We start from the raw sequence: 24,277 nt of genomic DNA on the forward strand, positions 1-24,277 counted from the left end.
TCAGGCTTACCGCGGCGCCACGGCGGGCGTGAGGGAAAGCTGCTGCAGAAAACGCGCCGTTAACGGTCGGGTATCCTGCCTGCGCCAGACGGCATATAGCACGATCTCCAGCGCCAGATCGGGTAGCGGCATCAGCACAACGTTATCCGGAACGATGCGCGCCAGGCTGTGCTGGATCAGGGTGAAACCCAGCCCGGCTTCGACACAGGCAAGCGCGGCCAGCGGACCATTCACTTCAAAACGAATATCCGGCTGGAAGCCGGCGCGCTGGCAGGCTGCCAGCAATCGCGCCCGCGCGGCAGGGTTGAGATTTTCCTGGTCGGCAATCCACGCCCGGCCGTGCAAATCAGCCGGTACGGGCGCGGTCAGCGCACCGGATGCCGGCATCGCCAGCAGCACCGGTTCGGTCGCGATCTTCTTATGCAGAAAATCCGTGTCATCGTGCGGCAGCGTATGCACAATGGCAATATCGATCGCCCCCGCCTCTAACCGGGCAATTTGCTGTGCAGAACGTAACGCATGCAGCCGGACATCAATGCCCGCCCCCGGTGCCAGCCGCGCCAGCGCCGCGGGCAGCAGGCGCGAGTGTATAGCCGCCTCCACATATCCTATATCCAGCCGCCCGACGTCCCCCTGCTGCAGATGCTGCGCATACTCTTTTAGCCGTTCGTGATGCTGCAAAAAGGGCGTTACCTCGGTGAGAAAGCGCTTACCCTCGTCCGTCAGGCGCAGACGTTTCTTTTCACGGTGAAACAGCACCATGCCCAGTTCGCTTTCCAGCTGCTGAATTTGCCGGCTAAGCGGTGACGGCGAAATATGTAACCGTTCCGCAGCCTGACCAATATGCTCCAGCGCCGCGACAGTGGCAAAGGCGCGCAAAATTTTTATGTCCATGACAATCCGGGTCTCAACTCTGTCAAAAATGACACTGGTCACCTTAACGGTGTTAGCGTCATTATCGCGCTGACAGCCACTGACGCAGCATTATCATCGCGCTAATCCGCCGCGAAAATTGCCGCGTTATTTTGTTTAACGTGAACGAATAAATTAGCGCACAGAGATCATTATGAGCCAGGCAATATTTTCATACACCACCGGGAAATATCAGGTCAGCGCCATCAGCGACGGCACTATGCAAGCCAGTCTGAGTTTATTAACGGATATTCACCACGACGATGCGGTCGATCTGCAACGCCAGGCAGGCATAGCACAGCCGGGCGACATCCATGTGTTTTGTTATCTGATCCGCGGTCAGGGACGCGTGATTCTGGTGGATACCGGGATGGGAAAATGCGATGCGCAGAGCGGCAAATTACTGCCTCATCTGCAGCTGGCCGGGGTGACGCCGGACGACATCGATACCCTGTTATTAACCCATGCGCACCCCGATCATATTGGCGGCTTGCTGGACAGCGCGGGTCAGCCGGTCTTTCGCCATGCCCGGCTCTGCCTCAGCCACAGCGAAGCCGCCTTCTGGCAGGATGATGCGGCGATCAGCCAGCTGAGTGAACGCGCGCAGTTAAACGCGGCGCTGGTGCGGCGCACCCTGCAGGCTTATGGCCCGCGGCTACAGCTGATGGCGGATGAGGAGATCAGCCCGGGAATCCGTGCGCTGGCGTTGCCCGGTCATACTCCGGGGCATTGCGGGTTTCGCATTGATTCAGACGACGAGCGTTTATTGATTTGGGGTGATATTGTGCATTACCCGCCAGTTCAGCTGGCCTGCCCACAGGTTTCCATCGCCTTCGATATCGATCCCGTCATGGCCAGAGAGACGCGCCAGCGTATTTTGCAGCAGGTGGCAGCGGAAAATACGGTGATTGCCGGCATGCATTTTGGCGCGTCTGGCTTTGCCAGAATCGTGGCGTTAGCGAACGGCGGTTATACGGCCAGCTATGTGTCAGCGTGTCATGATGGCGAAGCGCGTGAGACATGACCGACTAACAGGCGGATTGACGGTGACATTACACCTGATTCTCCGCCTGTTATCTCTTACGCCTGTTTCGGCTGGCCGTTCGACGCCGTCAGACCGCCATCGACCGGCAGGTTAACGCCGGTGATATAACGCGCATCGTCGCTGGCGATGAAAGCAATCGCGCTGGCGATATCTTCCGGTTCACCGGCGCGGCCCAGCGGAATACGGTCATAGAAGCGTGCAAGCAGCGCCTCATCGTTTTTCATCTCTTCGGTGAGATCGGTAAAGGTAAAACCCGGGCATACGGCGTTAACGCGCACACCGTCGGTGCCATAATCCATCGCCAGCGCGCGGGTAAAATTGGTCACCGCGCCCTTGGCGGCGTTGTAGACACTCATGCCCCAGTCGCCGCCCAGTCCGGATACCGACGAGGTATTCACCACGTTGCCTTTACTGTTGAGCAGCGCGGGCATAAAGAAGTGGGTGCAGTAAAATACACCGTCGAGGTCAGTGCTCATCAGCGACTTCCAGTCCGCTATCGACACTTCGTGAATTTTGCCCTGCACGATGCTGCCGGCGTTATTCACCAGCACATCCACGCGCCCATACTGCTGCTGCACCTGCTCTGCCAGCTGTTTAACCTGATCCGCATCGCCGACGTCGCAGGGTGCCACCAGATGATTCTCGCCGCTCAGCGTGCTCAGCACCTGTTCCAGCTTGTCACGGGTTCTGCCCACCAGCACCACCTGTGCGCCTTCACTGGCGAAACGCTGCGCCGCTGCGGCACCAATGCCGGATCCGGCTCCGGTAATCACCACCACTTTCTCTGCAAAGCGCGACATATTTCCTCCTGGTTATTTCGTGGTTGAAACGGTTAAGCCTGGCAGCCAGCGCGATGAGTTCAAGCGAAGCCTGCAGATTTAACGTGGCGCTTAGTTCAGGAAATAACCGGCGGATTATCAAATAGTGCACTTTTTTGTATGGTTATTGGTCGCCACCCCCCAGCCCGTCTACAGTTAACATTCGCCATAAAAATTTACAAAAACTGAAGATTCCGACCCGTTGTGTCGCCGCGCACGCCGGCCGGTTACGCCTTATCTTGTTACTCTGTCTGGAAGCGATGATGAAAAAACGAGCCAAAACCCTGCCCGGTGTCACACGACGCCAGGTCCTGACCTGGACGACGCTGGGCGTTGCCGCTGGCGTCACCCGCGCCGCCGATGCCGTCTCACTCAAGGGCGCCCCCGGCTGGACACCCTTCGCCGATAACCCTCCGGAACAGTTCCAGGCTCAGGGCTGGCTGTTCTTCACCGATGAAGAAGCGCGCACCGTGGAAGCCATGGTTGACCGCATTATTCCGGCGGACGAGCTGAGCGTGGGCGGCAAAGAAGCCGGCTGCGCTGTTTTTATCGACCGCCAGCTGCACGGCTTTTATGGCACCTTCGAACGCCTCTACATGCAGGGCCCGTTTCAGCAGGGCACCACCGAGCAGGGCGACCAGTCGCCGCTGGTGCCGCAACAGCGCTATCGCCAGGGGCTGGCGGCGCTCAACCGCTACGTGCAGCAAACTTCGCAAAAGAACTTTGTCGATCTGACGCCGGCGCAGCAGGACGCGCTGCTGGCAGACATGGAAGCCGGAAAGGTGCATTTCAGCGGCTTTGATGCGCAGTCGCTGTTTCTTGAGGTGCTGAACAACACCATGGAAGGCTTCTTTGCCGATCCGATCTACGGCGGCAACAAAGACATGGTGTCGTGGAAGATGCTGGGCTTTCCCGGCGCGCGCTACGACTATCGCGAATACGTTGAGCGCCACAACGAAAATCTGGGCTTAGAGCCGATCAGCATTGCGCAATGGAAAGCACGGGGATAGATGATGAAGAAATTACCCAAAACCGATGTGGTGGTGATTGGTCTCGGCTGGGCCGGATCGATTATCGCCAATGAACTGGCCGACGAAGGCCTGGAAGTGATCGGCATTGAGCGCGGCCCATGGCGCGACACCGCGCGCGACTTCAATATTGGCACCGTCACCGACGAGCTGCGCTACGTGATGCGCGAAGAGCTGATGCTGCGTACGCGGCAGAACACCTGCACCATGCGCAACAATCCGTCGCAAACCGCCCTGCCGATGCGCACCTGGGGCTCGTTCCATCCGGGCAACGGCACCGGCGGCGCGGGCAACCACTGGGCCGGCATTACCTTTCGCTTTCAGCCGGAAGAGTTTCGCCTGAAAAGCCACCTGACCGAACGCTACGGCGCCAGTGCCATTCCGGATGAGCTGGTGCTGCAGGACTGGGGCACCAGTTGGGAGGAGATGGAGCCGCACTACATGCAATTTGAGCGCGTGGCCGGCACCTCGGGTTACGCCGGCAATATTCAGGGAGAGAAACGCACGGGCGGCAATCCGTTCGAAGGCGCGCGGTCGGCCGACTACCCGACGCCGCCGCTGCGCCAGCCCTATGGTCCGACGCTGTTTGCCGAAGCAGCAAAAAATCTCGGCTACCAGCCGTTTCCGGTGCCCTCCTCGCTGGTTTCCGAGGCGTACACCAATCCCTATGGCGTCACCATGGGCCCCTGCACCTTCTGCGGCTTCTGCACCAACTACGGCTGCGCCAACTACTCGAAAGCCAGCGCCATCACCACCGTGCTGCCGGCGCTGATGCGCAAAGAGAACTTTACCGCGTATACCAACTGCGAAGTGCTGGAAGTGCTGACCGATGCCAGCGGCAAACAGGCCACCGGCGTCACCTACATCGACTCCTCCGGCGATAAGTGGGAACAGCCGGCCGATCTGGTGATCGTCGCCGCCTTTACCTTTGAAAACGTGCGCCTGATGCTGCTCTCCGGCATTGGCCAGGCTTATGATCCGGTCACTAACAAAGGCACCACCGGCCGCAATTACGCCTACCAGACGGCCAATGGCGTCACGCTGTTTTTTGACAACAAAAACTTTAACCCGTTTATCGGTGCCGGCGCGGTGGGCATGGGCATTGATGAATTCAATAACGATAATTTTGACCACAGCGGTCTGGGCTTCTTCGGCGGCGGCAGCATCCGCGTGACGCCCATCGGCTCGGCACCGATTGGCTACCGGCCGCTGCCGCCCAACACGCCCAAATGGGGCTCGAAGTGGAAACGCGCGCTGAAAGATAACTACCTCAGCACCATGTCGATTGGCTGCGAGGCCAGCAGCTACACCACGCGCACCAACTATCTGTCGCTCGATCCCAACTACAAAGATCCGCATGGCCGACCGCTGCTGCGCATTACCTTCGACTTTGCGGCGAACGATCTGAAAATGGCGCAGTACTGCACGGGTAAAGTGGCGGAAATCGCTAAATCGATGAACCCGCGCGAGATGATTGTCAAACCGATGACCGGCCACTGGAGCAGCGTGCCGTATCAGTCGTCGCACGTGGTTGGCGGCTTTATCATGGGCAGCGATCCCTCAACCAGCTCGGTCAATAAACATCTGCAGGTGTGGGATGTACCGAACCTGTTCGTGGTGGGCGCGTCAGCCTTTCCGCAAAACCCGGGCTATAACCCGACCGGCACCGTCGGCGCGCTGGCGTTCAAAGCAGCGCATGCGATTCGTCACTACTATCTGCAACGTCCCGGGGAGATGATTACCGCATGAAAACACGTCTCTCTCTGTGCGCTGCCGCGCTGCTGCTCACCAGCTTTGTGTCTCACGCCCAGCCGGAATACGATCAGTACGCGCGCGGCAGCTATATCGCCACGCTGGCGGACTGCACCGCCTGCCACACCGCCGATCCGCAGCAGCCGTTTGCCGGGGGCGTCAGGTTGCAGACGCCGTTTGGTACGCTGGTCGGCGCTAATATCACGCCGGACCGCGAAACCGGCATCGGCAACTGGCGCTATGAAGATTTCCGCCGCGCCATGACCGAGGGCATCGGCCACGGCGGCAAGCGGCTGTACGGCGCGATGCCGTTCACCGCCTACACCAAAATGTCGGATAAGGATCTGCAGGATTTGTGGGCATGGATGCAGACGCTGCAGCCGATACACAACCCGGTCGAGACCAATCAGCTGCCCTTCCCTTTCAACATCCGCACCAGCCTGATGGTGTGGAACTGGATCAACTTTGACCAGGGCGCGTTCCAGCCGGACGCCCGTCAATCCGCCCAGTGGAATCGCGGTGCGTATCTGGTGCAGGGCGCGGGCCACTGCGGCACCTGCCACACGCCGAAAAATCTGCTCGGCGGCGATAAAAACGGCGCGTTTTTGCGTGGTGAAGTGGTTGAAGGCTGGATGGCGCCGGACATCACCGCGAACCCACACAGCGGGCTGGGCAAATGGAGCCAGCAGGATATCGTCAGCTACCTGCGTACCGGCGTGAACCGTTTCGATATCGCTTCTGGTCCAATGGCCGACGCGGTGCGTCACTCCACGCAGCACTGGCGCGATGAAGATCTGCAGGCGGTGGCGGTGTACCTGAAAAGCGGTGAATCACGTGATGAGCAAGTGCCCGCTGCACTTGCCGCGACGGACGATCGCATGAAGCTGGGCGCGCAAATCTATGTGGCGAAGTGCTCAGCCTGCCACAGCCCGGGGGGGCGCGGTGAGAAGAATATCTTCCCGCAGCTGGCGGACAATCCGTTGCTCAATCAGGAGGATGCCACCTCGCTGATTCGGGTGGTCGCCGCCGGCAGTCGCGGTGTCGATACCGATGCCCGCCCCACGGCACCGGCAATGCCGGCCTTTGCCGGCACGCTGGGTGATAAGGAGATCGCCGCGGTGGTGAGCTACATCCGCAACAGCTGGGGAAATGCCGCCGCACCGGTCAGCGCTGACGACGTGAAGAAAGTGAAACAGAAGCTGGAATAGCGCCGTGTCAGCACCGGCAGCGGCGGCTGCCGGTGCGACAGGCTCAGCTTTAGCTGCGCTGCTGCACCACCGACGACTTCACCGCTGACGCTTCCCGCGTGTGTCCCGGCTGCGGCACGCGAATGATAAAGGTCAGCACGCCGGCGAACAGGTAGAGCGCGGTATAGGCCCACACCACCCCGACGATATCGAAGAACGGCAGCAGCAGTGAAGCAATCGCCGGGGCAACAAAGTTACTCAGCCCGGCCGACAGATTGTAAATCGATACCGCTGCGCCCTTATGATGCGGCTCCAGCGTCGGGAACACCGCGGTCATCGGCACAAATGCAGCGACAAAGATCCCCAGCATGATCGCCGGAATCAGCGCCACCCAGAAGTTATGCCCGGCATACAGCGGCAGGTAGTAAAACGCCAGGCTGGAGATCGCCATACCGAGGCAGCCGAACCAGCGCACCTGACGGATCCAGCCCAGCTTCTCACCGGTAATGCCCCAGAAAATATTGGTAAAGATGGTGACGAAGAAGAACACCGCCCAAATCTGCAGCCATTCGGAGATGGTAAAGCCGAGCCGATCGACAAACAGCAGCGGCATGATGATGGCAAAACCGAACAGCGACAGCGTATTGATGATGCGGATCAGGCAGGCATAAAACACATGCTGGTTGGTGAACAGAATGGTTACGGCACGCGACATCTCCGTCATCTTATCGCGCAGCGGCAGATTAACGCGGGAACGGTCCACCGGCACGTTGCGCAGGCTGAAGTAGGCCAGCACGCCGCCGCACGCCACCCAGACAATCGCCAGCCATAAGGTGCCGGTTTCGCCCAGCATCGGGATGGTCAGGCTCGGCAGATAGCTGCCCACCACGCCAATTCCCACGGAGTACATCGCCCAGAACCAGCCGGTAGCGGCGGCCAGCTTGTCACGCGGCAGCACCTGCACCAGCATCATCATGAACGAGTAGATAAACAGCGGATAGGCCAGGCCGCGAATACCGTAGAACAGCACCATCAGCGGATAGTTACGCAGCCCGAGCCCCAGCGACATAAACAGCGCATGCATGACGATCCACAGCATAAAGCCAATCATCATGGCGCGCTGCGGCGTAATCAGCTCCGCCACCACGCCGGAGGCCCACGCCGCCAGCGCGGCGGCCAGGCCGTAAAACGTAAACACTACCGCCGACTGGGCCGGCGAAAAGCCCATGTCAGTGATGTGGCGCGAGAGAAACGCCATTTCGAAGCCGTCGCCGGCCATGAAAATGGCGATGGCCAGAAAGCCCCAGAACATCTTTTTCGGTAAGCCAAACCAGTATGCGTTCGATTGCATGACAATCTTCCTTCCGTTCGCTAATCCGATCAGGCAGGCAGCAACGCGCGCGCCTGCTGTTGTTGTACATAGAGTTCACGGAACAGGCGTAGCCGCTGCTGCAGCATGGCTCCGCGCGCCGCATCGGGCTGATAGCGCGCCTGCACCGGCGGCTTCAGGCACACGTCGGCTTCACTGCCGCCGTCGGCCAGCCACGCCAGCCGTGCCGCACCCAGCGCGCCGGAGGCGCTGGCCGGATGGGTCACTATCGGCAGCTGCAGCACGTCGGCAATCAGCTGCGCCCACAGCGTGCTGCGCGCACCGCCGCCGGTCAGGCTGCACTGCTGAATCTGCTGCTGCGTATCGCCCAGCACCGCCAGACCATCCGCCAGGCCAAACGCTACGCCCTCAATCACCGCATAGCCGAGCAGCGCGCGCGGCGTTTCGTGGCGTAAATGGAAAAATGCCCCGGTCGCCTGCGGATCGTTGTGCGGCGTGCGTTCACCAGAGAGATACGGCAGAAACAGCGGTGCCTGACGCAGCTGTTCCGCGCTGAGCTGTGCCATCTCGTCCATCAGCTGGCTTTCGGTGACCGACAGCAGATTGCACAGCCAGCGCAGACAGCTGGCGGCGCTGAGCATCACGCTCATCTGGTGCCAGCGTCCCGGCAGCGCATGGCAGAAAGCGTGCACGCCGGATTGCGGATCGGCGCGCAGCCGATCGTTAACCACAAAAATCACGCCTGACGTGCCGAGCGAGATAAAGGCATCGCCCGCATTAACCGCACCGACGCCCACCGCCGACGCGGCATTATCACCGCCGCCGCCGGCCACGCTCACCGTGGCGGCTAAGCCCCATTCGCTGGCCAGATCGGCGCGCAGCGTGGCGCTGACCGCGCTGCCCTCAACCAGTTCGGGCATCTGTGCGCGCGTCAGCCCGCTAATCGCCAGCAGTGCGTCAGACCAGTCGCGCTGCGCCACGTCGAGCCACAGCGTGCCAGCGGCGTCCGACGGCTCGCTGACAAAGCGCCCGGTCAGACGCCAGCGCAGGTAGTCCTTCGGCAGCAGCACCTTGTCGATGCGGCGGAAGATTTCGGGCTCATGTTCCGCCACCCAGTGCAGTTTCGGCGCGGTGAAGCCAGGCATAATCAGGTTGGCGGCGATTTCCATCATCTGCGGATGGTGCTGGCGCAGCGCATCACACTGCGCCGCGCTGCGCGTGTCGTTCCACAATATGCATGGCCGCAGCACCTCACCGGCGGCATCCAGCAGCACGGCGCCGTGCATCTGACCGGAGAGACCGATGGCGCGGATCGCGGCCCACGCGTCCGGTGCCTGCTGGCGCAGCCCGGCGATCGCCTGACCACACGCCTGCCACCAGCGATCGGGATCCTGCTCCGCCCAGTGCGGATGCGGACGCTGCACGCTGAGCGTGGCGTGATTCGACGCCACAATCTCGCCCTGCGGGTTGACGATCAGCGCTTTGAGTTCTGAGGTGCCAATATCAATGCCGAGATACATGCTGTGCCCTCCTTACACCGTCGCCGGCTGCAGCAGTTGCTGCTCAATGGCGTTTACGCTGCGCGTCACCAGCGCATGAAAAGCGCGGTCATCGGCCAGTTCGGCAAACAGCGCGCGGTCGCTGAGGAAGGTTTGTAGCGCATTCTCGCCGCTCAGCTGCTGGCGCAGCGCGTCAGCATTGAGCACGCCATCCTGATACGCATACGGCAGCTGGTTGCTGGCCCAGCGTTGCAGGAACAGGTAGAACAGCGCCGGCAGCACGGCGGTAGCGGTCGGTTCTGCGCCGCGCTGATAGCATTCGCGCAGCGTCGGCGTCACCATGCCGGGGATTTTCGATAGCCCATCGGCACCGACGCGCTGATTGGTATCTTTAATGTAGGGATTGCTAAAGCGCGCCAGCACCACGTCGCGGTAATCCGCCAGATCGAGCGGGCTGGGCGACAGTGACGGGATCACGTCCTGCGTGATGTAGTCATACGCCAGCTGATAGATCGCGGGCTGACGCGTGCTGTCATCAATGTAGTCATGGCCGGTGAGCGTGCCGGCCCAGGCAATCGCCGCGTGCGTGGCGTTGAGGATGCGGATTTTCGCCTCTTCCCACGGCAGCACCGACGCCACCAGCTCCACGCCCACCTTTTCCAGCGCCGGGCGTCCGGCGATGAAATCATCCTCAATCACCCACTGGATAAACGATTCCGCCATCACCGCCGCGCCATCGTCTTTGCCGGTGGCCGCTTTGACGCGTTCGGCGACATCCGGCGTGGGACGCGGCGTGATGCGATCCACCATGGTGTTTGGCGAAGTGGTGTTATCGCGCACCCAGCTGGCCAGCGCGCGGTCGCCCTGCGCGGCGAGAAACGCCAGCATGCCGTGACGGAAACGTTCGCCGTTGTGACGCAGATTGTCGCAGTTGAGCAGCGTGACCGGCGCACCGCCGCTGGCCACGCGCTGGCGCAGAATGCGGGTCAGCGCGCCGTAAATAGTGCGCGCCTCACCACGGAGATCGGCCTGGATATCGGCCTGGCTGAGATCGAGTTCATGCGCCGGCGTCAGGTAATAACCCGCTTCGGTCACGGTAAAACCGATCACTTTTGTGTCGGCGCTGGCGCCCTGCGCCACCAGCGCGCTGATCTCCGCGTCCCACGGCAGAATGGTGCGCAGCGAAGTGATGGTTTCATACGCGCGCTCGCCCTCCGGCGTCACGGTTTCCAGCACGTACTCGCCGTTTTGCGCCTGCAGCTGGTTGAGCAGCGCTACCGCATCGCCGCGGATGTTGCCGAGCGCGATGCTCCAGCTGTCATCGCCCTGCTGGCGCAGCTGGTGCAGATACCACGCCTGATGCGCGCGGTGAAAAGAGCCTGCGCCGATATGCATCCACACTGATTTCGTCGTCATAGTTGCCTCGAAATAAACATTTGCCACAATTGAGGGCATTTGCCCGATGAGGCGTAGCATAGTCGCCGCCGGGGCGATCGTTCTGCGAGATCCATCACATTTAATACTTTTGCTCTTTTTTAGGGCTTTTGCTCAGTTAACGCTTCAGGGGCAAGACGCGATAAACTGGCGCATCGGAGTTTGACGGAACAAGGCGATGAGCAGAGAAGAGAAGAAGCAGGAGCTGGCGGCGCGGGCAGCGTGGATGTATTACGTGGCGGGCGTCACGCAGCAGGAGATTGCGCGCGCGCTGGGCTTATCGCGGCAGGTGGCGCAGCGGCTGGTCTCCAGCGCGCGTGAGATGGGCATGGTCAGCGTGAAGATCGACCATCCGGTCACGCACTGCCTGCATCTGGCGCGCGAGATCGAACAAAAGTTTGGCCTGACGCTGTGCCGCGTGGTGCCGTCAGCCGGGCTGGATGATGAGGCGATTCAGCAAATGCTGGCGGTGGAAGGCGCAGCGGTGATGGCGCAGTTTATCAACGAAGAGACGCCGCAGGTATTTGGCATCGGTTCCGGCAAAACGCTGCGCTCAATGATTGATGCGCTGCCGTGGGTTGAACGGTCACAGCATCAGTGTGTGTCGATGATCGGCGCGATTGCGCGTGACGATTCCGGTACCCGCTACGACGTACCGCTGAAAATGGCGGAGAAGATGCAGGGCAAATATTTCTTCATTCCGGCGCCGCTGTATGCAGACACGCCGCAGGATAAGACGATGTGGGTGCAGCATCAGGTCTATCAGCGCGTCACCCAGCGTGCGCTGCAGGCGAACGTGGCGTTTGTCGGCATTGGCGAAGTGATGCCGGGCTGCCCGCTCAATGCCGAAGGCTTTATCACCGATGCGCAGGTAGAAGCGCTCAACGCGCGCGGCGTGGTGGGTGAAATGCTGGGGCATTTTTTCAATCAGCAGGGAGAGCGGGTGTACGGCGAAACCGACGAGCTGCTGACCAGCGTGCTGCTGGAGAGCCAGACGCAGCGCAATATCATCGGCTTTGCCGGCAGCGCGCGCAAATACGCAGCGATTCACGCCGCGCTGCACGGCGGCTGGATTTCCGGGCTGGTGACGGATGAAGACACCGCGCTGAAACTGCTGCATGATTAATTAAAAATTTCTCTGATTCGTCGCGGCGCGATGTATCGCGCGGATTTAACCGCCGCATCGCCGGGAAACGCGCAGTACATTGCGCCGCAACGGTTCAGAAACCTATTTCAACGATCCCTTCAAAAACTGCTGCAGGCGCGGGCTTTTCGGGTTGCCGAACAGTTCGTCTGGCGCGCCCTGCTCTTCGATTTTGCCCTGATGCAGAAAAATCACGTGGTTGGATACGTGACGGGCGAACTCCATCTCGTGCGTCACTACCACCATGGTTTTGCCCTCTTCGGCCAGCTTCTGCATGATGCGCAGCACTTCGCCTACCAGCTCCGGATCGAGCGCCGAGGTGGGTTCGTCAAACAGCAACACTTCCGGCTCCATCGCCAGCGCGCGGGCAATCGAGACACGCTGCTGCTGGCCGCCTGACAGATGCACCGGATATTTGGCACGCGCGCGCGCATCAATACCGACTTTATCGAGGTATTTAATTGCCCGCTCGCGCGCTTCGGCTTTGCTCAGCCCCAGCACCTGAATCGGTGCTTCAGTGACGTTATCCAGCACCGTCATGTGGCTCCACAAATTGAAATGCTGGAACACCATGGTCAGCCGGGTACGCAGCGAACGCAACTGCTCCTTGTTGGCCACTTTCAGCTGGCCATCGGTGTCGCGCACCAGGTTTATCGCCTCGTTGTTAACCGCGATGGTGCCTTCGCTCGGCTTTTCGAGGAAGTTGATGCAGCGTAAAAAGGTACTTTTCCCGGAACCGGACGAGCCAATAATGCTGATCACATCGCCGGCGTTAGCCTGCAGCGACACGCCCTTCAGAACTTCATGTTCACCGTAACGCTTATGCAGTTCGGTAACGCTTAATTTATTTTCAGCCATAGTCATACTCAGTGCGACGAAGAGGGTTTCACATGCGCGAGGAAGCGGCGCTCCGCAAGGCGGAACAGGCTAATCAGCACGTAAGAGATAATCAGGTACAGCACCGCAGCGATGCCGAACGCGGTGAACGGCTGATAGGTCGCCGAGTTGATATCGCGCGCGATTTTTAGCAAATCCGGCACGGTGGCGGTGAACGCCAGCGCGGTGGAGTGCAGCATCAGAATCACTTCATTGCTGTAGGCGGGCAGCGCGGTGCGCAGCGCCGACGGCAGAATGATGCAGCGGTAAAGTTTAAACGGCGAGAAACCATAGGCGCGCGCGGCTTCGATTTCACCGTGTGGCACGGCGCGAATGGCACCGGCAAAAATCTCGGTGGTATAAGCACAGGTGTTCAGGGTAAATGCCAGCAGCGTACAGTTCAGGCCACTGCGGAAGAAGGCGTTCAGCAACTCGGAGCCTTTCACCACCTCCAGCGTGTACATGCCGGAATAGAACACCAGCAGCTGCACATACAGCGGCGTGCCGCGAAACACATAGGTAAACAGCCACACCGGCGTGGAGATATAGCGATTGGGCGACACGCGCGCGATGGCCAGCAGCACCGCAAGGCTGCCGCCAATCACTACGGACAGAATCAGCAGCCACAGCGTGATGGCCACGCCGGTAAAACGGTAACCGTCGGTCCAGAGCAGTTGTTTCCAGTACTCCTGAATAATCTCGATCATAACTCTGCCCTTTTCACCCCTACCGAGTAGCGGCGTTCAAGCCACCACAGCACGCCGTTGGACAGCGTGGTAAACACCAGATAAATCACCCCGGCCACAATCGCGAAGTAGAACGGTTGCCAGGTACTTTTGCCGGCCAGCTGCGTGGCTTTTACCACATCTTCAAGGCCGAGCAGCGACACCAGCGCGGTGGCTTTGAGGATCACCTGCCAGTTGTTGCCGATGCCGGGCAGCGCAAAGCGCATCATCGCCGGGAACAGAATGCGACGGAAAGTTTGCGCGCCGGTAAAGCCGAAGGCGGTGGCGGCTTCAATCTGCCCTTTCGGCACCGCGAGAAACGCGCCACGGAAGGTTTCAGTGAAGTAAGCACCGTAGATGAAGCCGAGCGTAATAATACCGGCAACCATCGGGTCGATATCAAACTGTGCCATGCCGAGCGCATCGGTTACGGCGTTGAGGGCAATCTGCAGACCGTAAAAGATCAGCAGCATCAGCACCAAATCGGGCACGCCACGGATGAGCGTGGTGTAGCCTTCAAAAATCATCGCCAGCGGGCGATTGCGGGAGAGTTTGGCGCCGGCCCCTATCAGGCCCAGCACCACGGCCAGTACCACCGAGCTGAGCGCCAGCTCAAGGGTCACCAGCGTGCCTTTGAGAATTACTTCAGAATAGCCATACAACATGGGTTCGATCCTGTCGTGAGGGAAATAAACAAACGCTGTCCAACAACACACGGACAGTCCTGACCAGGGATGTGAATCACGGAAGGATGGTGGCAAGCGTATGAACTCCGGGAGTTTACATAAGTAAGCGCCCGGAGTGAATAGTTATGACCCACGTTAGCGTGACTCAATACACCCGTTCAGGAACAGGAGTCTTAATCGCCGTAAACGTTGAAATCAAAGTACTTCTTCGCAATCTTGTCGTAGGTACCGTCTTTGCGCATGTCGTTAAAGGCTTTGTCGATGGCAGCTTTCAGATCGGCGTCATCTTTACGCAGGCCCATACCGGTGCCGACGCCAAAGATTTTGTCATCTTTCACCGCCGGACCGGCGAACGCGTAGTTTTTCCCGACCGGCTGCTTAAGGAAGCCTTCGCTCGCCTGCACCTCATCCTGGAACGCCGCATCAATACGGCCAGCATTCAGGTCCTGATACACCAGATCCTGGTTGGCATACGGCGTGACGGTCACCCCTTTTGGACGCCAGTATTCATTGGCGTAGGTTTCCTGCGTGGTGCCCTGCAGCAGGCCGATGTTCTTGCCCTTCAGCGACTCAATGGTCGGCTGCAGTTTAGACCCCTTCGGCGCCACTAAACGCGCGTTCGCTGCATACAGTTTTTCCGAGAAGGCGATCTCTTCCTGACGTTTCTCGGTGATCGAGAGTGAAGAGATGATGGCGTCGATCTTCTTCGCTTTCAGCGACGGGATCAGCGCATCGAAATCACTTTCCACATAAGTACATTTGGTCTTGATACGCTTACAGATCTCGTTGGCCAGGTCGATATCAAAGCCAACCAGCTGGCCCTGCGCGTTCTTGGACTCAAACGGCGGGTAAGTTGGATCAGTCCCGATGCGCAGCGACTGCGGTACCGCCGCGAACACGCTCGCAGCGCCGGACATAGCCAGCATCAGAGAAAGAGCCAGAACTCGCTTTTTCATAGGTAACCCTCAAGTGAAGTGCTTATTGTTATGTGGTGCGTGATGTGTTTGCGCTGAATGTTTTGCAGGTTTCATGCCAGTTGTGCAAATCGGCGAAACTGTGCGCAGGCGCACTAAATACTGCGTCTATCTGGGACGCAAGCACTTAGTTTGTGAGGGAAATATAACAGCGGTGTGAGGAAGAAAAAGTGAGATTGTTAACTTTTGGTGCACAAGATGCACGAACAGTGATCGGCCCCGCGCTTTTGCACGCATTCAGTGCATTAATGCACCATCATGCACCCTGCCAGCGGGTAAACAGATCTTCCGGCAACTCGATATCAAACTGATCCAGCACGCGGTTGACCGTCTGATCAATCAAATCGTCGATGCGCTGCGGGCGGTGATAAAACGCCGGCACCGGCGGCATAATCAGCGCGCCGAGTTCGGCGGCAGTGGTCATCATGCGCAGATGACCGAGATGCAGCGGGGTTTCGCGCACGCACAGCACCAGCCGGCGCTGCTCTTTCAGCACCACGTCGGCGGCGCGCGTCAGCAGACTGTCGCTGTAGCTGTGCACAATGCCCGACAGGGTTTTCATGGAACACGGCACAATTGCCATACCCAGCGTTTTGAACGAGCCGGACGAGATGCTGGCGGCGATATCGCGCACATCATGCACCACATCGGCCAGCGCCTGCACGTCACGCAGGCTGTAATCGGTTTCCAGCGCCAGCGTTTGCCGCGCCGCCGGGCTCATCACCAGATGGGTTTCCACTTCGGCTAACGGTTGCAGCACCTGCAGCATACGCACGCCGTAGATCGCGCCGCTGGCGCCGGAAATACCAATGATGAGTCGTTTCATAATTCAGCCTTGCTGCAAAAGAGTGCGCCAATAATAGCCGCTCCGCCGCCATAAATACAAAAACAAACAGGGCGGGATTGCGCCCGCCCTGTTTCGTCTGTCTGAGACTGACCTTAACCTTCGTTATGCAGTTCCAGGTTCTCCACTTCGTTCTGACGCGCAATCGCTTTAGCATCGTCGTTACGCAGCGACTGCAGATATTCCAGATACTGCAGGTCAACGTCTTTGGTGACGTAGATGCCGTTGAACACCGAGCATTCGAACTGGGCAATATCCGGGTTCTCTTCACGCACCGCGTCGATCAGATCCTGCAGATCCTGGAAAATCAGCGCATCGGCTTTAATCAGCTGACGAATCTCTTCCACTTCACGGCCGTGCGCAATCAGCTCGGTAGCGCTCGGCATATCGATGCCGTAGACGTTAGGGAAGCGAATTTCCGGTGCCGCCGACGCCAGATAGACGCGCTTCGCGCCCGCTTCACGCGCCATCTCGATAATCTGCTCAGAGGTGGTGCCGCGCACAATCGAGTCATCCACCAGTAGCACGTTTTTATCGCGGAACTCAGCGCGGTTGGCGTTGAGCTTACGGCGTACCGCACTGCGGCGCAGCTGCTGGCCCGGCATAATAAAGGTACGGCCCACGTAGCGGTTTTTCACAAAACCCTGGCGGTACGGCTTATCAAGAATACGGGCGATCTCCAGCGCGGTATCGGTCGAGGTTTCCGGAATCGGGATCACCACGTCAATATCAAGATCTTCCCACTCGCGGGCAATTTTCTCGCCCAGCTTGGTGCCCATGCGCACGCGTGCGCTGTAGACGGAGATCTTGTCGAGGAACGAGTCCGGACGCGCAAAGTAAACGTACTCGAACAGGCACGGATTGCTTTTCGGGTTCTCTGCGCACTGGCGCGTCGAGAGCTGACCCTGCTCGGTGATGTACACCGCTTCGCCTGGCGCAACGTCACGAATAAATTCGAAGCCGAGCGTATCCAGCGCCACGCTCTCTGAGGCCACCATGTACTCAGTGCGGCCATCGGCCAGCTCACGTTTGCCCAATACCAGCGGACGGATACCGTTAGGATCGCGGAACGCAACCATGCCGTGACCGATAATCATCGCCACCACGGCGTAAGCACCGCGCACCTGCTGATGCACCGCCGCCACGGCAGCAAAAATGTTGTCAGCTTCCAGCGGATAGTGCTGAAAACGATCCAGCTCCTGAGCAAAGATGTTGAGCAGGATTTCGGAATCTGAGGTGGTATTCACATGACGGCGACCGACTTCGAACAGCTGCTTGCGCAGTTCATGGGCGTTGGTCAGGTTACCGTTGTGAGCCAGCGTGATGCCGTACGGCGAGTTCACATAGAAGGGCTGCGCTTCAGAGGCGCTGGAGCTGCCGGCAGTCGGATAACGCACGTGGCCGATACCCATATTTCCCTGCAAACGCTGCATGTGGCGCGCTTCAAACACGTCGCTGACCAGGCCATTGGCCTTACGCAGACGGAAGCAGTTCAGCGCATCGATGGTACAAATGCCGGCGGCATCCTGCCCGCGGTGCTGCAGCACCGTTAACGCGTCATAGATCGACTGGTTTACTGGCATAAAACCGGTGATACCAACAATACCGCACATGTTGTCATTTCCTCATTAGCCGCACTCCCGGTGTTACCGGGGTAAAAAACTCGACGTGCTTTTCAGGTAATCGAAAAACCACCTGATGATGTAACTGAACTGGGGAATGAGTTGAGACTGTTGCCAGTCCGGACTTTTTGAAAAGCCGGTGAATGTATCAAGGAAGAAGAGAATGGCGGATACAATCAGCACGCCACGCAACGCCCCGAAACAGACCCCCAACACCCTGTCGGTTCCCGACAAGCCGGTTTTCTCAACCAGCGAGCCGATCACATAGTTCACGATGGCACCCACAATCAGGGTGGCAACGAATAACACCGCGATGGCGATGCCGTTGCGAACCAGTTCGTCGTCAAAACCTGTAAACCAGACTGCAAGGTAGGCGTAGTAATGACTGGCGACAAAAAACGCGCATCCCCAAGTAACAAGAGATAAGGCTTCCCGGACAAACCCGCGAATCAGGCTGACCAGAGCCGAAAAACCAACTACCGCAATAATGACGTAATCAATCCAGATCATGAACGCTTCCAGTACAGTGCATTTGCACCCCTGCATCCAGTTCGGGGCGCATTCTAACAGAAAAAGAAAACGTTTGCGTAGGGTTTTCCGGTTCTGTCCCGAGAAAAAGGGCGATGAAAAAAACTTTCCTCGCCCTTGTTGATGCCAGCCATTTAACCTGCTGATATTCCATAAATTTTCAGTAACGCTTCGCTAAAAAACACGCCAAAAGCCGCGCCTGTTTCTGCTATCGGCGCGGCTTATCAGTTGATCAGCGTGTGCTGTACGGCTTCACAACACCGCCGAGGCCGGAGATGCCTTTCAGCTCACCGAGTGCGCCCTGCAGTTTCGCTTTGGACGCATCCGGCCCGACGTAAATGCGGGTGATCTGCCCCTGCACCGGCGTCGACGGCACGGTAAAGGCGCGATAGCCGGAGAGCCGCAGCTGCGCCACGATCTCATTCACTTTGGCGGCGTTCTTCAGGGCACCAAGCTGCACCACATACGCCTGCCCTGCTGGCGCGGCCGGTTCGCTCTGCTTCGGCGTTTCCGCCGCTTTGGGCTGCTCTGAAGTTTTTGGCTGTTCTGTCGCTTTCGGTTGTTCTGCCGGCTTCGGTTTCGGCTGCTCCACCGGTTTAGGCTTCGGCTGCTCGACCGGCTTCGGCTTCACCTGCTCTGCCGGTTTCTGCTGCTGGTGCACCGGCGGCGGCGTTACGACGCTGGGCTGGCTGTTTTGTGCTGGCTGCGTGCTGCCGCTGGCGGCACTGTTTTGCGTTGCGCTGCTGGCGGGCGCCTGCTGCGCCGCGCTCGCACCTTCCGGCGGCTGCGACGGCAGCGGCTGCGTCACCGGCGGCACCATTTCGCTGTCCTGCTGATCGTCAGGCTTTGGCACCAGCGGAATCGCCGCGAACTCCTCTTTATAATGCTTTTTCTTACCATCCAGCAGACCCGGCAACACGATGACGCCAATCGCCACCAGAATCACCGTACCCACTAAACGATTCTGAAACTTACTTGCCACTGCCGTTCTCCGCTGCCATCGATTGCATTACCTGCGCCACGGTGTGGAACGAGCCGCACACCAGAATCACATCGTCGGGCTGAGCCTGCTGCCGCGCCGCCTGCCACGCGGTTTCTACGCTCTGCCAGGCGCTGCCGCCCTGCAGATGCGCCATCAGCTCATCAGCGGACGCGCCGCGCGGGCCGTCGAGCGGCGCGCAGTACCAGCGGTTGACCTGCGGCGCCAGCGCGGCCAGCGTCCCGGCGATATCCTTGTCGTGCAACATGCCAACCACCGCATGCACCGTGCCGTGTGCCGGCAGCTCCGTGAGACGTGAAGCCAGATAATAAGCCGCATGCGGATTGTGTGCCACATCAAGGATCACGCGCGGCGCGGTGCTGACCGTCTGGAAACGTCCCGGCAGAATCGCCAGCGGCAGATGCTGACGAATCAGCGCCTCGCTCACCGTCAGGCCGGAAGCGCGCAGCGCCGCAATGGCGGTGGCCGCATTGGGGAGCGGCACCTGGGGCAGCGGCAGATCGCGCAGTTCACCCTGGGCATCCTGCAACGTCCAGCTGTCGCCCTCGCGCTGCCACTGCCAGTCGCGGTTAATTTGTAACAGCTGCGCACCCTTCTCTGCGGCCACCTGGGCAATGGTGGCGGGCATATCAGCCTCGCCGACCACCGCCGGTTTACCGCCGCGGAATACGCCGGCCTTCTCGCGGCCGATGCTGGCGCGATCCGGCCCCAGCCAGTCGGTGTGGTCCAGCGCAATGCTGGTGATTACCGCCACGTCGGCGTCGACAATGTTCGTCGCATCCAGCCGGCCGCCCAGCCCCACTTCCAGAATCACGACATCCAGCTGCGCTTCACGGAACAGATTGAGCGCGGACAGCGTGCCAAACTCAAAGTAGGTGAGCGAAATATCGCCGCGTCCGGCCTCAATGGCGGCAAAGCTGGCGCTGTGCCGGGCTTCATCCAGCTCAGCGCCCTGCACGCGCACGCGTTCGGTGTAACGCACCAGATGCGGCGAGCTGTAGACGCCAACGCGATAGCCTGCGGCCATCAGCAGGGTTTCCAGCGTACGGCAGGTGGTGCCTTTGCCGTTGGTGCCGGCGACGGTGAAGACAAACGGAGCGGGTTTTAGCAGGTCGAGGCGTGCGGCGACGCGCTGAATACGGTCCAGGCCCAGATCGATAGCCTGAGAATGCAGATGCTCAAGATAATGAAGCCACGTGGCCAGAGGCGACGTGGCTTGCGGGAGGTGAAGAGTGTCCATGTGCCCTGTTAGCTCTTTACGATGTGGTGCATGAATAAAAAGGCGCATCACTCTGCGCCTTTCGGTTGCCTGTCAGGCTTCGTTGCTCTCCGGCTCAGCCGCAGTCGGGCGATCACCATCCTGCAGCGGTGCCGGCAGGTTCATCATTTTCGCCAGCAGGCTGGCCAGCTTAAAGCGCATTTCCGGACGACGGATGATCATGTCGATCGCGCCTTTTTCGATCAGGAACTCACTGCGCTGGAAGCCCGGCGGCAGCTTTTCACGTACCGTCTGTTCAATTACGCGTGGGCCGGCAAAGCCGATCAGCGCTTTTGGCTCTGCGACGTTCAAATCGCCCAGCATCGCGAAGCTGGCGGAGACGCCACCCATGGTCGGGTCGGTCAGTACCGAAATATACGGCAGACCGCGCTCCTGCATTTTTGCCAGCGCCGCACTGGTTTTCGCCATCTGCATCAGCGACTGCAGCGCTTCCTGCATACGCGCACCGCCAGAGGCGGAGAAGCAGATCAGCGGGCAGTTGTCTTCCAGCGCCTGCTCAACCGCACGCACGAAACGGGCGCCGACCACCGAGCCCATTGAGCCGCCCATAAAGGAGAACTCAAACGCGGCAGCCACCACCGGCATACCGTGCAGCTGGCCTTTCATTACCACCAGCGCATCTTTCTCGCCGGTCTCTTTCTGTGCCGCAACCAGACGATCTTTGTACTTCTTCGAGTCGCGGAACTTGAGCAGGTCTTTCGGTTCCAGCTCGCTACCCAGCTCTGTCATCGAACCTTCATCCATCAGGCTATGCAGACGCTCGCGCGCGTGCATACGCATGTGGTGGTCGCACTTCGGGCAGACTTCAAGGTTGCGCTCCAGCTCGGCGCGGTACAGCACCTGACCACAGCTATCGCATTTGGTCCACACCCCTTCCGGGATGCTGGCTTTGCGCGAAGGCGTGGTAGTGCTTTTATTCAGTATGCGTTCAATCCAGCTCATTGATGACCTTTCTGTTTAATGCTGACCTGGTCCAGTCTTGTCGTTACTGCTGAAATCACCTTCAGCAGGCCGTAAATGTCGCTCATTAAACCACAACCCGTTCACGCTGTGGATAAAAATCTGGTAACAGGCTTACTGCGACTTGTGCTGACGCGCCTGGCGGCGGTGACGCCACACTTCAATCACGCCTGGCAGTACCGAGACAATGATGATGCCGACAATCAGCAACTTAAGGTTTTCCTGCACCACTGGCAGGTCACCAAACAGGTAACCGGCATAGGAGAATAGCAGGACCCACAGCAGCGCGCCTGTCACGTTAAAGAGCGCGAAGTGGCGATAAGACATGTGTCCCATTCCCGCCACAAAGGGGGCAAAGGTTCGCACGATTGGCACAAAGCGCGCAAGTATAATGGTTTTGCCGCCGTGGCGATCGTAAAACGCGTGGGTTTTGTCGAGGTAGCTGCGGCGGAAAATTTTCGAGTTAGGGTTACTGAACAGCTTCTCGCCAAACAGCCGGCCAATGGTGTAGTTAACCGCGTCGCCGAGGATCGCGGCAATCACCAGCAGCGTCACCATCAGGTGCACGTTGAGGTCGTTGCCCGGCAGCGCCGCCAGCGCACCGGCGACGAACAGCAGCGAATCACCCGGCAGGAACGGCGTAACCACCAGCCCGGTTTCACAGAACAGAATCAGGAACAAAATGGCGTAAATCCAGATGCCGTACTGCGCCACCAGCTCGGCCAGATGCACGTCAATGTGCAGAATGAAATCGACGATAAAGTGGATAAACTCCATAACAGCTAACTCCCTGACACTTTCCGATTAAAATGAATCCGCGAGGAACAACGGTCCCAGCGCAGGCTGAGGTAACGCAAACTGAGCAGGGTAATCCACCGCCACCAGATACAGCCCTTCGGCTTTCGCCGTTGCCGCCGCCAGCGTGCGATCTTTTGCCGCCAGCAGCGTGGCCATCCACGTTTCCGGCTGATTGCCGCAGCCAATCTCCAGCAGACTGCCGACGATATTGCGCACCATATGATGCACGAAGGCGTTGGCTTTGATATCCACAATCACGTACGGCCCCAGGCGCGTGACATTGAGATGCATCACGTTGCGCCACGGCGTGCGCGACTGGCACTGCACCGCACGGAACGAGGTAAAATCGTTCTCACCCAGTAAAGCCTGGGCGGCGCGGTGCATCTTTTCCGCATCCAGCGGATGGTAAAAATGGGTAATGCCGTTACCGAGAATCGCCGGGCGCAGCCGCTGGTTGTAAATCACGTAGCGATAACGGCGCGCGGTAGCGCTGAAGCGCGCGTGAAAGCTTTCCGGCACCGCTTTCACCCAGCGCACCGCAATATCGTCCGGCAGGTTGGCGTTCACGCCCAGCGTCCAGGCGCTGTCGGCACGCGAGGAGGTGGTCTCAAAATGCACCACCTGGCCGGTGCCGTGCACGCCCGCGTCGGTGCGTCCGGCGCAAAACACGTTCACCGGGTGATTGGCCACTTTCGCCAGTGCTTTTTCCAGCTTTTCCTGCACGCTGCGTACTTCATTCTGGCGCTGCCAGCCGTAGTAACGGCTGCCGTCATACTCAATGCCGAGCGCCAGCTTAAACGGGGTCGCGTCTTCCAGCATTAATACAGATACTCCTGCACCAGCTTCTCTGCAGTTTTCACCGCCATCAGCGCGCCGCCGAAGCGGATGTTGTCGGCCACCGACCAGAACTGCAGCAGCTCCGGGATGCCGTAGTCGTTGCGCACGCTGCCGATGCTCAGTGTTTCGCTGCCGGAGGCGTCGCTAACCGGCGTCGGGTAATCACCGTCGTCGCTCAGGCTGATATCGTCGGCGCGCGCCAGTTCGTCACGCGCTTCCTCCGCCGACAGCGGCCGCAGGTTTTCGATATAGACGATCTGCGCGTTGCCGTAGAACACCGGCGCCTGCACGCTGCTTACCGCAATCGGTAATCCTTCATCCTGCAGCACTTTACGCACCTGATCGACCAGCCGGCGCTCGCTCGCCACGCTGCCGGCACTGTCCGCCTGCTGCGGCAGCAGGTTGAACGCCAGCTGGCGGCCAAAATAGTGCTCATCGGCCGGTACGCCGTTCAGCAGCCGCGCGCTCTCACCGGCCAGGCCGTCTACCGCCGCTTTGCCGTGGCTGGAGACCGACACCAGGTTGGTCACCTGCAGACGGCCTAAACCAGCGGTATCCACCAGCGGTTTGATGGCGCTTAACAGCTGGCTCACCAGCGCATCGGCCACGGTAATGATGTTGCGATTGCGGTAATCCGCCAGCACCTGTGGATTGACATCCGGCACCACCAGCGGCACGTCCGGCTCCAGCGCGAACAGGTCGCTGCTGTCGATTACCAGGCAACCCTGGCTGGCGGCGTCTTCGGCATAACGCGCCGACGCCTCGCGACCGGCGGTAAAGAACGCCAGCTGCGCCTGCGACCAGTCAAATTCCGCCGCATCCTGCACGCGCAGCGAGCGGCCATCAAAACGCACGCTCTCTCCGGCGCTGTTTTCACTCGCCAGCAGATATAACTCACCAACCGGGAACTGGCGTTCCGCCAGCAGTTCCAGTACAGCGTTCCCTACTGCGCCTGTCGCGCCCAGTAGCGCAATATTCCAGCCGTCAGACATGTTGGTT

General features: G+C 59.5%; 24 protein-coding genes. 5 read left to right on the forward strand and 19 right to left on the reverse strand.

Annotated elements, in window-relative coordinates; all coding sequences use genetic code 11:
• Positions 1 to 6 precede the first annotated feature (6 nt).
• Positions 7 to 894 (reverse strand): LysR family transcriptional regulator, encoded by an 888-nt coding sequence (locus CBW22_RS14650; RefSeq protein WP_088517050.1) that lies wholly within the window; start codon positions 892 to 894, stop codon positions 7 to 9.
• 172 nt (positions 895 to 1,066) lie between these two features.
• Here CBW22_RS14650 and CBW22_RS14655 point away from each other — a divergent pair, with 172 nt between their 5' ends.
• Entirely contained in the window at positions 1,067 to 1,936 is an 870-nt protein-coding gene (locus CBW22_RS14655) for an MBL fold metallo-hydrolase (protein WP_088517051.1), read from the forward strand.
• 56 nt (positions 1,937 to 1,992) lie between these two features.
• Here CBW22_RS14655 and CBW22_RS14660 read toward each other — a convergent pair whose 3' ends face one another.
• Positions 1,993 to 2,757, reverse strand: a complete 765-nt coding sequence (locus tag CBW22_RS14660) for an SDR family NAD(P)-dependent oxidoreductase (protein ID WP_088517052.1) — start codon at positions 2,755 to 2,757, stop codon at positions 1,993 to 1,995.
• A gap of 278 nt (positions 2,758 to 3,035) precedes the next feature.
• On the opposite strand from CBW22_RS14660, the gene CBW22_RS14665 reads away from it, so the two are divergent.
• The 3 genes from CBW22_RS14665 to CBW22_RS14675 are packed head-to-tail and all read left to right on the forward strand — an operon-like array spanning position 3,036 to position 6,763.
• Positions 3,036 to 3,785 (forward strand): gluconate 2-dehydrogenase subunit 3 family protein, encoded by a 750-nt coding sequence (locus CBW22_RS14665; protein WP_254919514.1) that lies wholly within the window; start codon positions 3,036 to 3,038, stop codon positions 3,783 to 3,785.
• On the forward strand, positions 3,786 to 5,552 hold the full coding sequence (locus CBW22_RS14670) for a GMC family oxidoreductase (RefSeq protein ID WP_088517054.1): 1,767 nt from the start codon (positions 3,786 to 3,788) through the stop codon (positions 5,550 to 5,552).
• The gene (locus tag CBW22_RS14675) at positions 5,549 to 6,763 is read left to right on the forward strand and encodes a cytochrome c (protein WP_088517055.1); all 1,215 of its coding nucleotides are present in this window, start codon (positions 5,549 to 5,551) and stop codon (positions 6,761 to 6,763) included. The genes CBW22_RS14670 and CBW22_RS14675 overlap by 4 nt, the downstream gene beginning before the upstream one ends.
• A gap of 49 nt (positions 6,764 to 6,812) precedes the next feature.
• Here the strand turns inward: CBW22_RS14675 and CBW22_RS14680 are convergent, their stop codons facing one another.
• Genes CBW22_RS14680 through dalD form a run of 3 tightly spaced genes read right to left on the reverse strand, consistent with a single transcriptional unit; the run spans position 6,813 to position 10,987 of the window.
• Entirely contained in the window at positions 6,813 to 8,093 is a 1,281-nt protein-coding gene (locus CBW22_RS14680; RefSeq protein ID WP_088517056.1) for an MFS transporter, read from the reverse strand.
• A 29-nt stretch (positions 8,094 to 8,122) separates the two neighbouring features.
• Positions 8,123 to 9,592, reverse strand: a complete 1,470-nt coding sequence (gene xylB / locus CBW22_RS14685; RefSeq protein ID WP_088517057.1) for a xylulokinase — start codon at positions 9,590 to 9,592, stop codon at positions 8,123 to 8,125.
• 12 nt (positions 9,593 to 9,604) lie between these two features.
• Positions 9,605 to 10,987, reverse strand: a complete 1,383-nt coding sequence (gene dalD, locus CBW22_RS14690) for a D-arabinitol 4-dehydrogenase (protein ID WP_088517058.1) — start codon at positions 10,985 to 10,987, stop codon at positions 9,605 to 9,607.
• A 196-nt stretch (positions 10,988 to 11,183) separates the two neighbouring features.
• Between dalD and CBW22_RS14695 the strand changes: the two genes are divergently transcribed.
• Positions 11,184 to 12,131, forward strand: a complete 948-nt coding sequence (locus CBW22_RS14695; protein ID WP_088517059.1) for a sugar-binding transcriptional regulator — start codon at positions 11,184 to 11,186, stop codon at positions 12,129 to 12,131.
• A 102-nt stretch (positions 12,132 to 12,233) separates the two neighbouring features.
• On the opposite strand, the gene hisP is transcribed toward CBW22_RS14695, so the two are convergent.
• The 14 genes from hisP to CBW22_RS14760 form a co-directional block, all read right to left on the reverse strand.
• Positions 12,234 to 13,007: a histidine ABC transporter ATP-binding protein HisP gene (hisP, locus tag CBW22_RS14700; RefSeq protein ID WP_058769896.1), complete on the reverse strand. Its 774-nt coding sequence runs from the start codon at positions 13,005 to 13,007 to the stop codon at positions 12,234 to 12,236.
• An 8-nt stretch (positions 13,008 to 13,015) separates the two neighbouring features.
• Entirely contained in the window at positions 13,016 to 13,732 is a 717-nt protein-coding gene (locus CBW22_RS14705; protein WP_021509186.1) for an ABC transporter permease, read from the reverse strand.
• Positions 13,729 to 14,415 carry a histidine ABC transporter permease HisQ gene (locus CBW22_RS14710; protein ID WP_058785603.1) on the reverse strand — a complete coding sequence of 229 codons (687 nt, stop codon included), beginning with the start codon at positions 14,413 to 14,415 and terminating at the stop codon, positions 13,729 to 13,731. Before CBW22_RS14710 ends, CBW22_RS14705 begins: the two co-directional genes overlap by 4 nt.
• A gap of 194 nt (positions 14,416 to 14,609) precedes the next feature.
• On the reverse strand, positions 14,610 to 15,392 hold the full coding sequence (argT, locus tag CBW22_RS14715) for a lysine/arginine/ornithine ABC transporter substrate-binding protein ArgT (protein ID WP_031280032.1): 783 nt from the start codon (positions 15,390 to 15,392) through the stop codon (positions 14,610 to 14,612).
• 274 nt (positions 15,393 to 15,666) lie between these two features.
• Complete coding sequence (locus tag CBW22_RS14720; protein ID WP_021509183.1) at positions 15,667 to 16,236, reverse strand: UbiX family flavin prenyltransferase; 570 nt, start codon at positions 16,234 to 16,236, stop codon at positions 15,667 to 15,669.
• Positions 16,237 to 16,349: 113 nt separating this feature from the next.
• Positions 16,350 to 17,867 (reverse strand): amidophosphoribosyltransferase, encoded by a 1,518-nt coding sequence (gene purF, locus CBW22_RS14725; RefSeq protein WP_021509182.1) that lies wholly within the window; start codon positions 17,865 to 17,867, stop codon positions 16,350 to 16,352.
• A 33-nt stretch (positions 17,868 to 17,900) separates the two neighbouring features.
• On the reverse strand, positions 17,901 to 18,386 hold the full coding sequence (cvpA, locus tag CBW22_RS14730) for a colicin V production protein (protein WP_021509181.1): 486 nt from the start codon (positions 18,384 to 18,386) through the stop codon (positions 17,901 to 17,903).
• Complete coding sequence (locus tag CBW22_RS26350) at positions 18,373 to 18,558, reverse strand: hypothetical protein (protein WP_176428129.1); 186 nt, start codon at positions 18,556 to 18,558, stop codon at positions 18,373 to 18,375. The genes cvpA and CBW22_RS26350 overlap by 14 nt, the downstream gene beginning before the upstream one ends.
• 78 nt (positions 18,559 to 18,636) lie before the next feature.
• Positions 18,637 to 19,386, reverse strand: a complete 750-nt coding sequence (gene dedD / locus CBW22_RS14735; protein WP_021509180.1) for a cell division protein DedD — start codon at positions 19,384 to 19,386, stop codon at positions 18,637 to 18,639.
• Complete coding sequence (gene folC, locus CBW22_RS14740) at positions 19,376 to 20,644, reverse strand: bifunctional tetrahydrofolate synthase/dihydrofolate synthase (protein WP_088517147.1); 1,269 nt, start codon at positions 20,642 to 20,644, stop codon at positions 19,376 to 19,378. Before folC ends, dedD begins: the two co-directional genes overlap by 11 nt.
• Before the next feature lie 72 nt (positions 20,645 to 20,716).
• Entirely contained in the window at positions 20,717 to 21,625 is a 909-nt protein-coding gene (accD, locus tag CBW22_RS14745; protein WP_021509178.1) for an acetyl-CoA carboxylase, carboxyltransferase subunit beta, read from the reverse strand.
• Between the two features lie 132 nt (positions 21,626 to 21,757).
• Positions 21,758 to 22,420, reverse strand: coding sequence for a DedA family protein (locus CBW22_RS14750; RefSeq protein ID WP_010617492.1), 663 nt, complete (start codon positions 22,418 to 22,420; stop codon positions 21,758 to 21,760).
• A gap of 27 nt (positions 22,421 to 22,447) precedes the next feature.
• On the reverse strand, positions 22,448 to 23,260 hold the full coding sequence (gene truA / locus CBW22_RS14755; RefSeq protein WP_058758421.1) for a tRNA pseudouridine(38-40) synthase TruA: 813 nt from the start codon (positions 23,258 to 23,260) through the stop codon (positions 22,448 to 22,450).
• Positions 23,260 to 24,270: an aspartate-semialdehyde dehydrogenase gene (locus CBW22_RS14760; protein ID WP_088517060.1), complete on the reverse strand. Its 1,011-nt coding sequence runs from the start codon at positions 24,268 to 24,270 to the stop codon at positions 23,260 to 23,262. Before CBW22_RS14760 ends, truA begins: the two co-directional genes overlap by 1 nt.
• Positions 24,271 to 24,277: the final 7 nt, after the last annotated feature.

This window comes from Pantoea sp. VS1 (assembly GCF_002207995.1).
GTDB classification, from domain to species: Bacteria; Pseudomonadota; Gammaproteobacteria; order Enterobacterales; family Enterobacteriaceae; genus Pantoea; species Pantoea dispersa.

Coding starts and splice junctions, on each gene's coding strand:
- CBW22_RS14650 (WP_088517050.1), bottom strand. CDS start 894: ATGGACATAAAAATTTTGCGCGCCTTTGCCACTGTCGCGGCGCTGGAG.
- CBW22_RS14655 (WP_088517051.1), top strand. CDS start 1,067: ATGAGCCAGGCAATATTTTCATACACCACCGGGAAATATCAGGTCAGC.
- CBW22_RS14660 (WP_088517052.1), bottom strand. CDS start 2,757: ATGTCGCGCTTTGCAGAGAAAGTGGTGGTGATTACCGGAGCCGGATCC.
- CBW22_RS14665 (WP_254919514.1), top strand. CDS start 3,036: ATGATGAAAAAACGAGCCAAAACCCTGCCCGGTGTCACACGACGCCAG.
- CBW22_RS14670 (WP_088517054.1), top strand. CDS start 3,786: ATGATGAAGAAATTACCCAAAACCGATGTGGTGGTGATTGGTCTCGGC.
- CBW22_RS14675 (WP_088517055.1), top strand. CDS start 5,549: ATGAAAACACGTCTCTCTCTGTGCGCTGCCGCGCTGCTGCTCACCAGC.
- CBW22_RS14680 (WP_088517056.1), bottom strand. CDS start 8,093: ATGCAATCGAACGCATACTGGTTTGGCTTACCGAAAAAGATGTTCTGG.
- xylB (WP_088517057.1), bottom strand. CDS start 9,592: ATGTATCTCGGCATTGATATTGGCACCTCAGAACTCAAAGCGCTGATC.
- dalD (WP_088517058.1), bottom strand. CDS start 10,987: ATGACGACGAAATCAGTGTGGATGCATATCGGCGCAGGCTCTTTTCAC.
- CBW22_RS14695 (WP_088517059.1), top strand. CDS start 11,184: ATGAGCAGAGAAGAGAAGAAGCAGGAGCTGGCGGCGCGGGCAGCGTGG.
- hisP (WP_058769896.1), bottom strand. CDS start 13,007: ATGGCTGAAAATAAATTAAGCGTTACCGAACTGCATAAGCGTTACGGT.
- CBW22_RS14705 (WP_021509186.1), bottom strand. CDS start 13,732: ATGATCGAGATTATTCAGGAGTACTGGAAACAACTGCTCTGGACCGAC.
- CBW22_RS14710 (WP_058785603.1), bottom strand. CDS start 14,415: ATGTTGTATGGCTATTCTGAAGTAATTCTCAAAGGCACGCTGGTGACC.
- argT (WP_031280032.1), bottom strand. CDS start 15,392: ATGAAAAAGCGAGTTCTGGCTCTTTCTCTGATGCTGGCTATGTCCGGC.
- CBW22_RS14720 (WP_021509183.1), bottom strand. CDS start 16,236: ATGAAACGACTCATCATTGGTATTTCCGGCGCCAGCGGCGCGATCTAC.
- purF (WP_021509182.1), bottom strand. CDS start 17,867: ATGTGCGGTATTGTTGGTATCACCGGTTTTATGCCAGTAAACCAGTCG.
- cvpA (WP_021509181.1), bottom strand. CDS start 18,386: ATGATCTGGATTGATTACGTCATTATTGCGGTAGTTGGTTTTTCGGCT.
- CBW22_RS26350 (WP_176428129.1), bottom strand. CDS start 18,558: ATGGAATATCAGCAGGTTAAATGGCTGGCATCAACAAGGGCGAGGAAA.
- folC (WP_088517147.1), bottom strand. CDS start 20,644: ATGGACACTCTTCACCTCCCGCAAGCCACGTCGCCTCTGGCCACGTGG.
- accD (WP_021509178.1), bottom strand. CDS start 21,625: ATGAGCTGGATTGAACGCATACTGAATAAAAGCACTACCACGCCTTCG.
- CBW22_RS14750 (WP_010617492.1), bottom strand. CDS start 22,420: ATGGAGTTTATCCACTTTATCGTCGATTTCATTCTGCACATTGACGTG.
- truA (WP_058758421.1), bottom strand. CDS start 23,260: ATGCTGGAAGACGCGACCCCGTTTAAGCTGGCGCTCGGCATTGAGTAT.
- CBW22_RS14760 (WP_088517060.1), bottom strand. CDS start 24,270: ATGTCTGACGGCTGGAATATTGCGCTACTGGGCGCGACAGGCGCAGTA.